General features: G+C 70.1%; 6 protein-coding genes. 5 read left to right on the top strand and 1 reads right to left on the bottom strand.

What is annotated here, in order from left to right:
- Positions 1 to 144: 144 nt before the first annotated feature.
- Positions 145 to 3,114, bottom strand: coding sequence for a CRISPR-associated endonuclease Cas3'' (locus tag AB0B01_RS27420; protein ID WP_361724469.1), 2,970 nt, complete (start codon positions 3,112 to 3,114; stop codon positions 145 to 147).
- Positions 3,115 to 3,185: 71 nt separating this feature from the next.
- Here AB0B01_RS27420 and AB0B01_RS27415 point away from each other — a divergent pair, with 71 nt between their 5' ends.
- The 5 genes from AB0B01_RS27415 to AB0B01_RS27395 are packed head-to-tail and all read left to right on the top strand — an operon-like array spanning position 3,186 to position 8,353.
- Positions 3,186 to 4,769, top strand: a complete 1,584-nt coding sequence (locus tag AB0B01_RS27415; RefSeq protein WP_361724466.1) for a type I-E CRISPR-associated protein Cse1/CasA — start codon at positions 3,186 to 3,188, stop codon at positions 4,767 to 4,769.
- Positions 4,766 to 5,464: a type I-E CRISPR-associated protein Cse2/CasB gene (gene casB / locus AB0B01_RS27410; protein WP_361724463.1), complete on the top strand. Its 699-nt coding sequence runs from the start codon at positions 4,766 to 4,768 to the stop codon at positions 5,462 to 5,464. Before AB0B01_RS27415 ends, casB begins: the two co-directional genes overlap by 4 nt.
- Positions 5,461 to 6,795: a type I-E CRISPR-associated protein Cas7/Cse4/CasC gene (locus tag AB0B01_RS27405; RefSeq protein WP_361724460.1), complete on the top strand. Its 1,335-nt coding sequence runs from the start codon at positions 5,461 to 5,463 to the stop codon at positions 6,793 to 6,795. The genes casB and AB0B01_RS27405 overlap by 4 nt, the downstream gene beginning before the upstream one ends.
- Positions 6,792 to 7,637 carry a type I-E CRISPR-associated protein Cas5/CasD gene (gene cas5e, locus AB0B01_RS27400; protein ID WP_361724457.1) on the top strand — a complete coding sequence of 282 codons (846 nt, stop codon included), beginning with the start codon at positions 6,792 to 6,794 and terminating at the stop codon, positions 7,635 to 7,637. The genes AB0B01_RS27405 and cas5e overlap by 4 nt, the downstream gene beginning before the upstream one ends.
- Positions 7,634 to 8,353 (top strand): type I-E CRISPR-associated protein Cas6/Cse3/CasE, encoded by a 720-nt coding sequence (locus AB0B01_RS27395; protein WP_361724454.1) that lies wholly within the window; start codon positions 7,634 to 7,636, stop codon positions 8,351 to 8,353. Before cas5e ends, AB0B01_RS27395 begins: the two co-directional genes overlap by 4 nt.
- Positions 8,354 to 8,387: the final 34 nt, after the last annotated feature.

The raw sequence follows: 8,387 nt of genomic DNA, 5'->3' as shown, positions 1-8,387 counted from the left end.
CTGCACGACAAGACGGCCGAGGCCGCCGACGGCGCCGACAAGCTGAAGGACGGCGCCGGCATCCCGACTTTTGTCCGCGGACAAAAGTCGGGACGGTGCGGCGGGTCCGCGGTCCAGTCCGAAACAGGGCAAAGCGTACGGTGATCACAGCCTCCGCAGGCCGGTCCGCCCGTCGTAGTGGACTCGGCCGGCCAGGCCTGAGATGCACGCTCCCGTTGCGTCGAAGACCAACACGTTCCAACGGTCGAGCGGTTTGTACGGCTGGCGGTCCCAGGCTTCCGGGGGTGGCAGCCTGTCCTGTCCCTCGAACCATTTCCCCGGCATGGACACCGTGTGGAGCAGGAGAGTCCGCTTCACTCGGCGTTCATCCACCGCGGTCAACCCCTTCTTCAGCTTGTGCTTACCCCAAATCTCAACCAGCTGCTCCCCTTCGGCGTCGTGGGTCAGGTCCTCGCCGGGCCGGTAGAGGCACACGGCGTTGACCGAAGGGGCGCTGAGCCGCGGGACTGCGCGGAGCCCCTCCACACCGCCCTTCTCGCCGACGCCGTTGAGTTCACCCGAGATGAGCCACTCCACCGTCGCGGGGTCGCCCTCGACATAGGGGCAGACCCCGTTGTATTCAGCCGCGAGGCGTTCCCTCGCAAGCTCGACGAGCCAGGCATTCCACGTCCGGTCCAAGAGGGTCGCCCACGCCCCCTCGCCTGTCTGCCGTGGCCCGTACACGCTCGTGACGAGTCCGGCGACGTCCCGAGGCAGGCACAGGCTGATGCGGCCCTCCTGATCGCTCCGCTTCCGGAGGGTGCGGAACGTCGCGGCCAGGGTGTACGGGGCGTACGTCGAGCCGTCGAGGTTGCCTGTGCGGCGTCCCGGACGGAGGCGAGGTGGTTCGATCAGCGGGAGTTCGGGCTCTTGAGGATCGGCCTTGAAGAGGACATCCAGCTGGGGCAGCTCGCACCAGCCCGGGCGGCCTCCGGCGTTCCCGGCATCACGGTGGAGGCTGCCCATGCGGTTGACGAGGAGGTCGACGGGGGCCAGGTCGGAGACCATGAAGTCGAAGTCCACGGACTGCGCGGTGCCCTGAGTTGTGATCACCAGTAGTCTGCCGGGCCGAGAAGGAGCACCGGCCCCGAGGAGGGACCGGATCCGTTCCTCAGTGGACCTCAGCTGGTGCGTCTGGAACTGCTCGTGCAGCAGCAGGATTTCCGACTCGTCCCAGCCGTGGACCGCTGCGCCGGCGAGAGCTGCCCGGTACAGAGCCACGGCTGTGTCGACCCGGTTGCGCACCACGCCCACGCAGCCGCCGCCCCGCGCCCTGTCCAAGAGCTCCGAGGCGAGGCCGACCGGATCCTCCTCGCACCGTAACCGGACCGTCGTGACCTTCTGCGGGGTGTCGGCCGGCAGAGGACCGCCCCTTCTGACGTGGCCGGCGGCGTCGACGACCGTGACGGGACCTTCGTCACCCGCGTCGGCCGGCTCGACCCGCAAGCCTGCGCACCAGGACGCGGTGAGCGCCGTTCGTACCGCCGTGGGTAGGGCGTTGGACAGGACGACGACGGACGAGCCCGCATCGGCGAGCCATTGCACGGTGGTGCCGAGCAGTTCCTGCTGGTACAGCTCGTAGGCGTGCGCCTCGTCGATGATCACGGTCTTGCACGAGAGTCCGAAAAGCCGCAGCATCCAGTGCTTGGAAGGTTGTGCGGCCAGCATGACCTCATCGATGGTGCCCACCCCGAAGGTGGCCATGAGCCCCACACACCGGTTGAGGTACCAGGGGTCCATGACGGCCCGGTCGCGTCCGGGATGCTCGTGCGCCGCCTTAGTGGGATCCCGCTCGTCTTCGTCGGACTTCAGGGTGTTGTCGATCCCCGCTGCCAGCGCGTCGAGCGGCGAGCTCTCCTCCCCGCCCGACCGCTCTGCGTCGATCAGGGCGTGGACGATCTGCTGCTCGAGGGCGTCGGCGTGGACCACGGCAAGGGTGGCGTCCCCGTCCGCCACCGCCGCCCGCATGAAGCCCTGCACCTCCGCGGCGATCCGGCCCGTGTCCGCCTTCGTGGGCATGGCGACGTAAAGCCCCTGGTAGCCGTTGCGGGACGCCAGATGGTGGGCGCACCACAGGGCGAGACGGGTCTTCCCCGTGGCCGGCGGGGCCTCGACGATGACCAGGGCCTGCCCCGCGGCAGGCATCAAATCCAATGCCGCAGCCTGGACGGGACGCGGCTCGGTTCCGGGCCACAGCTGCTGCCACGTCACCTGGGTCGGCTTCCACCGGTCGAGGCACAGTGCGGTCACGGCTTCCTCGGCCCGGCCCTGGGCCGCCTGCCACCACGCCTCGTCCGGCTCGGCCAGGTCCGCGTACGGGTACCTGCCGTCGTTCGAGGCGATCCAGTCGCTCATGATGACCAGCCCCATGAGGTGGATCAGCGCGGCGGGCTTGGCCGGGGCCACCACTGCCGTGAGGCGCAGCAGGTCGACACCCAGCACGGCGGCCGTCACCTCGACGAGGTCCGCCCGTACGTCGTCCCAGTCCGTGCCTCCGCGGGCGATGGTCGCCGTACCGACGGTGTCCGCGCCGGGGACGTGACCGTGGTGACCGCCCAGCGCATACGCGACGGCGTACAGGCCCTCGTGCTCAGGTGCCCTGCACTGCTGGCCGTGCGCGACGGGACAGTCGCAGCCGAGCAGACGGGGCAGCGTGGCCGCCGTGATGTGCTGGTGGTGGGACCACGGCAGCCCGTTCCAGGAATCCGGTAGCGGAACGCCGTGGGAGCGTGCAGCTTCCTCCCACACCGGTCGAACCTTGCGCAGGTGGGAGCGGGTCTCTCCCTGATCGAACTGCCCTAGGAACGCGGGGGCCGCTTTGCCGAGGTCGTGTAGCGCAGCCAGGAAGGCTACGACTGCGCGCGCTGTGGCCGGGTCCCCGCCGCCGAACGCCTCCGTCAGCACAGCGCGGACGTTGCCCGGCAGGAAGCGGTCCCAGAGCTCCCGCGCCGTCGCGCCCGTGTCGAGCAGGTGGGCCAGCAGCGGGTTCCAGGCCCGCTGCCCTTCGCGGTACCTCCGCCGGTCCCGTGTCTTGCCCCACACCCACCGGTACGCCCTGTCACCCGACTTCGTCATTCACGTCCCCCTCGATCTTCCGCGGTGTTAGCTTCGCTTCGATCACGGCGGCGCGTCATGACATCGGGGGAATGTGCACGTTGGCTGAACCATCCGCTTTAGCACCGGCAGAGGCCGTCCACTGGTGGGACCCCCGCGTCCACCCCTGCATACCCGTGGTGACGACCGGGGGCAGGACGGAGTCGCGGACCCTGCTCCAGGTGTTCCGAACGGCCGACGAGGACATCAGGACGCTGGCCGGCAGCACCCCCGGTGAGACGGTCGCCCTGTTCGAGTTCCTGCTGGCCATCTGCTACGCGTCGAAGTCGAACCCGCCGGTTCCCGGCCGCTGGCTGGCCGCCGTCGAGAATCGGCAGCCGTTCGACCTGGCCGTGAAGTGGCTGGAGGACCAACCCGATGACAGCTGGAACCTTTTCCACCCCACCGCGCCACTCGGCCAGAACGCCCTGCTCGCCCCGTTCATGGACGAGCACGGGGTCGGCCCCGCGCAGCTCGTCATCGAACACGTCGGTGACTACAACCAGTTCTTCGACCACCACCACCTGGAGCATCCGCAACCCATCACCGCCGAGCGGGCCTTCCGCGCCCTGCTCACCCAGCACGCCTACGGACTCAGCGGCCGCGCCCGCATATCCGGCAAGGCCACCCTGGGCGACACCATCACCAACCTGGCCACCGGGCGCCTCGGGGCACGCATCCGCGTGATCGCGCTCGGCGAGACGCTCGGCGACACCCTCCGGCTCAACCTCGCCCCCGCCGCACGCCGCGGTACGTTCAACCACACGTGGACGGTGTCGAGCCTTCCCCGTCGCGGTTTCGCGGCCAAGCCCGACGGGCGGCCCGTGGACGGGCCCGCCGATCTCCACACCGTCCTGGGCCGCTCGATCCTCCTGAGCCCCTGCACGCTGGCGAACGGTGAGACGGGCGTGGACCGTGTCCTCGTAGGAGCCGGCGAACTGCTCGCCCCGCTCCCCGACTCCCTCGTCCAGGACGTCGTCTACACGGGTACCGGTGCCACGGCCAAGCCGCTGGCGCCCTCGCCGGCCCGGGCCCTGTGGCGCGAGGCTCACGCCCTGTATGCGGCCGTCGCCGACCGCAGCAAGCGTCTCGACCTCTACCATCGCCTGGCCACCCTCGCCGAGGGACGGGTCTCCCTGTGGGCGGTGGGGCTGGTCGCCAACAAGACGGCTCCCTTGACCTGGCTCTCGGACACCTTCCCCTACCGCCCCGGCCGCGAAGAGGACCTCCGACACGCGGCGCACACCGGTTCCCAGCTCGCGGAGTACGTGGCGGCGGCGCTGTGGAAGGCCGCCTTCGCCGCCTGGAAGGTCGCGTACCCGAATCCCAAGCCCGCCGACAAGAAGCTGCAGATCGCCCGCTTCGACGCCCGCCCGGAGCACTGGGCGGCGACCGAGCAGCCCTTCCACATCCTCTTGGACACGGTCGTGGCCGGAGAATCCGTGCCGGCGAGCCTTGAGGCCTACGGAACGACCCTCGCCGAGCACGCCACCGTCTTCCTGGAGCACCGCCTCGACTCACTGCCCGCCAACGCGCGCGGTTTCCAGGCGCGCGCCGACGCCCTGCGGACGCTCGCATCGGAGTTCGGCAAGCAGAAGGCACCCGACCAGCTCAAGCCGAAGGAGAAGCGGCCGTGAGCAACACGACCGACGTCGACGTCCTCATCGAGACGGCGCCCGAAGCAGGGCCCGAGCAGGGCCCGGAGGCGACGGAAGAGGCTCTTCCGCCGGAACACCCGCCGGCCGAGCAACTCGCCCGATGGCTCGTCAGCCTCGTACACAACCGGGACAACGGCACACTCGCCGAGCTGCGCCGCCCTCGGGCGGAGGAAGACGCACACATCCGGGCCGGCTGGTACGCCCCGGTGGAGGAACAGCGCGAGATCTACGAGCGGGTCGCCTTCCTCTTCGCCGTCTACCACCAGGGAGCGACTCGGCCGCACTGGGGCAACGACACCCTGGGTGCCGCGATGCGCAGGATCGGCAGTCGCATCGGCCGCGGCCCCAAGGACGCCGGCGCCTCCCGCTTGAACGCCCGCATCGTGTCGAGCCGGAGTATCCCGTGGCGGCACCTCCAGCACGCCGTTGCCCGACTGCGCTCGTGCGAACAGGCCCCGCCGGCCTGGTCGCTGCTCGTGGAGGACCTGGTCCGCTGGACCGACCGTGAGGCCAGGATCCGCTACCGCTGGGCCGTCGACTTCCACAAGCCGTGGCGAGCCACCCCGCCGCCCGCGCGCAAGCCACCGGCGCCCAAGCCACCCGTGCGCAAAGGACCCGCGCGCAAGACCTCCGGCCCCACTGACCAGAACGCCCAGAAGGACGCGACCACGTGAGCACACAGCCCGGCCTCCTCGGCCGCCAGTTCCTCTCCCTCCACCTCCTGGAGACCGTCGCCGCCGTTCTGCCGGTACGCGACGAGAACGGTGCCCCCAAGGCCATCGTGTACGGCGGCGTCGAACGCCACATGATCACCAGCCAGGCCCGGCGCCGGGCCGAGCGCGTCCACGCCCGCAACCGGGCGAACTCGGGGGTCGGCGCGCTGAAAGGCCACACCATGGGCGTCCGCACCCGGGAGTGGGCGCTGATCACCGCCCGTAGCCTGGAGAACGACCACGGATGGGAGTACGAGACGGCGCTGCGCACGGCACGCGCGGTGCTAGAAGCCCTCAATCTCAAGTTCGGTGACCCGGCGAAGAAGACGGTGGCCAACCTGACCAAGGTGCTGGTGTTCGCCCCGGCGGACGCAGGCAGCCGCATCGCCGGGCACCTTGCCGCCGAGGCGGAGTCCATCACCGCCTGGGTGCAGGAGTTCCTTTCCGCACAGCAGGCGGAGGCAGAGAAGCGGAAGAAGGGTAAGAAGTCCGCGGACGAGGAGCCGGAGGGCGACGCCGCCGAGAACGCGGCGGCGAAGAAGGTGCCCCTGCCGAAGGCCACCCGTACCGCCGTGCTGACGGCTTTGGCACCTCGGGACGCCATCGACATCGCGCTCTACGGCCGCTTCCTCGCGGAGGTCGCGGATTCTCCGAACGTCGACGGGGCCGTCCAGAGCAGCCACGCCTTCACGGTCCACGAAGCCGAGCAGGTCGACGACTTCTTCGCCGCCGCCGACGACGCCAAGCTCGACCGCAAGGCCAACGCAATCGACTTCCTCGATTCCGCCGACGACGCGGGCGCAGGCATGACCGGTTATCAGTCGCTCATCTCGGGCACGTTCTACCGCCACGCCGTCCTCGACCGGGTCAGGCTGCGGCACAACCTGCAAGCCGCAGGGATGGCGGCCGACGACGCCGAGGCAGCCGCCGTTGCCGCCGAAGAGGAGTTCGTGCACTCCTTCGTCGACGCCTTCCCTGAAGCCAAGAGGAACTCCACGGCATCCACCGGAACCCTCCCCGGTCTGGTCCTCGCATTCGACGGGGACCGTCCCTTCAATTACGCGGGCGCCTTCCAGCGGCCCATCGATGAGCTGACCGACGGCCCGGCCGGCGCAGCCGCCGTACGCCGTCTGCTGGAGCACCACCGCTTCGTCACGCAGCGGCGCACCGACATCCGGCCCGGCAACGTCCTCACCTACGACCTTGATGTCAACGCCGTGCTCGGAGACCTCAAGGCCGAGGGGAAGCTGGATGCGAAGGAAGTCGTGAGCATCGAGGAGCTGACGGCGTGACGCACGTCCTGCTCATCCGCCTGGCCGGTCCGCTGCAGTCGTGGGGATTGGTCTCCCGCTTCACCCGCCGCGACACGCACAGCCGACCCACGAAGTCCGCGGTGATCGGCCTGTGCGCTGCCGCGCTCGGACTGGACCGCGCGGCTGACCTCCACGCCGAGGACCTGCCCCTTGCCCAGCTCCGCTTCGGTGTCCGCGCCGACCGGCCGGGCGTACCCGTACGGGACTATCACACCGTCGGGGCGGGCAGGTTCCCCCTACGGCCCCGCGACATCATCACCGACCCCCGCCGGGCGGCCGCCGTCTCACGGTCCATGGAGGGGCAGGAGGGCACTGCTTTCGGACACCACGACCTCGCGAACTGGTACGGCGCCCCGAAAAAGATCGCCAAGGATCCCGTCTCCGGAGGCCTGGTCTCGGAGCAACTGGTCCGGGACGCACTGATCACCGAGCGCTGGTACCTGGCCGACGCCGTCTTCCTGGCTGCCCTGGAAGGCGAGGACCCGGCCCTGCTCGCGAAGATCGGCCACGCTTTGGAGCACCCGCAGAGACTGCTGTGGCTGGGCCGCAAGTCCTGCCCACCGTCCGGGACCCTCTCGTGCGGGGTGTACGAGGGCACCATCGAGGAGGTGTTCTCGGCGAAGGCACTGCTGCCCGCGGCAGCGGAGGAACCCCGCCCGTGGGCCTGGATCCAGTCCTCACCCGACGATGCGGAAGCCGCGCCGATCAACGACCAGCCCGTCACCTTCGAGGCGGACGAGCGAGCCCACACGCTCCGCTGGGAGACCCGCACCCGCATCACCATCGCCGAGACCGCCACCGGATGGGACGTCCTCCTGTGACCCGGAGCACCACTGCAGCCCGCTTCGTCGCCACCCACAGCGTGCTCACGCTCGACGCCCGCCATCCCTTCGCCGCCAAGTCCCTGGTCGACGCCCAGGACATGCACCGCACCGTCATGAGCGGCTTCCGCGGCTGGGTGGCGGACGGCGACCCCGACGCGCGTGCGCAGATGGGCGTCCTGTCGACCTGGTCGGTGGACCTCAAGGCGGCCGCCCTCGTCATCGTGGTGCAGTCGCGTGTCCCCGGGGACTGGTCCCGCATACCGCAGGCTGCCATGACCGGTCGGCCGCGCATCCTCACCGTGGACCGCACGTTCAGGGTCGGCGACGTCCTGGAGTTCCGCACCGTCGTCAACCCGGTCCGCAGCGTCCCCACGGGAGCGCCTGCCTCTGACAGGGGCCGGGGCAGGCGCGTGGCCCATACGCGGCCGGACCACGTCAAGGAATGGTTCGTGCGTCGGCTCCAGCCCGAAGGCGAGCCGCGTTCCGGCCCGAACGGCAGCGTCCGTATAGGCGCCACCGCCGACCCGGGCTCGCTCGCTGTGCGCATGCTGCCCACCGTCTCCAGCGCCGGGTCCCACAAAGGACTGCGCATCGTCCGGGCCGAGCTGCGGGGGAAGCTGACGGTCACGGATCCGCAGGCTCTCGCCGACACTCTGGCAGAGGGGATTGGGCACGGCCGGGCCTACAGCTGCGGGCTGCTCCTCACCCGGTGACGTGACCGCAGCACCGCCCCTCGATATTGGGTTG

It is taken from the genome of Streptomyces sp. NPDC044571 (assembly GCF_040647115.1).
Lineage (GTDB): Bacteria > Actinomycetota > Actinomycetes > Streptomycetales > Streptomycetaceae > Streptomyces.
Note: the sequence above shows the minus strand (reverse complement) of the source record. Positions and strands in the feature narration are given on the sequence as shown.

Bases quoted from the DNA above. Each gene is read 5' to 3' on its own strand.
- AB0B01_RS27420 (WP_361724469.1), bottom strand. From the start codon at position 3,114: ATGACGAAGTCGGGTGACAGGGCGTACCGGTGGGTGTGGGGCAAGACA.
- AB0B01_RS27415 (WP_361724466.1), top strand. From the start codon at position 3,186: ATGTGCACGTTGGCTGAACCATCCGCTTTAGCACCGGCAGAGGCCGTC.